This window comes from Yokenella regensburgei (assembly GCF_051486985.1).
Classification (GTDB): Bacteria; Pseudomonadota; Gammaproteobacteria; order Enterobacterales; family Enterobacteriaceae; genus CBFFRJ01.
The window spans coordinates 1-1,167 of sequence record NZ_JAHVDV010000087.1; the positions used below are offsets into that span (position 1 = coordinate 1).

A 1,167-nucleotide genomic window follows, 5' to 3' on the forward strand; every position below is an offset into this window, starting at 1 on the left:
TGAATCGCCACGGATAATCTAGACACTTCCGAGCCGTTGATAATACTGGTTTTCATATTCTGTCGGTGACATCTGATTGCTCGAACCATGCCGTCGCTTACTGTTATAAGACATTTCGATGTAATCAAAAATATCGCTGCGGGCTTCTTCCCGCGTTCCGTAGATCTTTTTCTTTATCCGTTCGCGTTTCAGCAACTGGAAAAAGCTTTCTGCAACCGCATTATCGTGACAGTTACCGCGACGACTCATGCTCCCCTCCAGACCGTGTGATTTCAGGAACGACTGCCACTCATGGCTTGTGTACTGACTGCCCTGGTCCGAGTGAACCAGCACCTGTTTTTGAGGATTACGCCGCCATACAGCCATCAGCAGTGCGTTCAGGACAATGTCCTTTGTCATCCGGGATTGCATTGACCAGCCGATAATTTTGCGTGAGAACAGATCAACAACCACAGCAAGATACAGCCAGCCTTCGTGGGTCCTGATGTAGGTTATGTCCGTTACCCAACGCTTATCCGGAGCATCAGGATTGAMCTGTCGCTGGARCCTGTTGGGCGATACAATRCTGGCCTCGCCTTTGCGTGCCCRCGGGCTCCGGTACCCGACCTGAGCCTTTATCCCGGCACGATTCATCAGTCGCCAGACTCTGTTCACTCCGCACTGTTGCCCGCTATCCCGCAAGTCCAGATGGATCYTGCGATAACCATAAACGCAACCGGACTCCAGCCAGAACTGTTTGATCTGTCCCGTCAGTCTCAGGTCTGACTGGTGGCGCTGAGAATACGGTTGCTTAAACCAGGCGTAAAAGCCACTGGGATGAACATCCAGCACCCTGCAGAGCAGACGGACAGGCCAGCAACGGGAGTTGTCACGAATAAAGGCGTACCTCAGTCGGACAGCTTTGCGAAGTACGCCGCGGCTTTTTTTAMTATGTCCCGTTCGTCAGTAACCCGCTTCAACTCCTTCTGGAGTCGGCGGATCTCGGCCTGAACATCTGACTGTTCTTTATTAGTGGATGAGTCCGGACCGTACTTCTTTATCCAGGCGTAAAGGCTGTGGGTGGTGATATCGAGACGTGTTGCAACACTGGAAACAGAATGACCGCGATCAATAACCTGTTTGACTGCTTCAATTTTAAACTCTTCGGGATAACGTTTACCGCTCATG

Annotated in this window: 1 protein-coding gene; it reads right to left on the reverse strand. The window is 51.2% G+C overall.

The genetic code is table 11. The annotated features are described in order from the left end of the window. Window positions 1-18: 18 nt before the first annotated feature. A protein-coding gene (locus KXR87_RS23530) for an IS3 family transposase (RefSeq protein ID WP_437434587.1) occupies window positions 19-1,166 on the reverse strand; the annotation gives its coding sequence in 2 pieces (ribosomal slippage) (window positions 19-929 and window positions 929-1,166; 1,149 coding nt in all). Window position 1,167 lies beyond the last annotated feature (1 nt).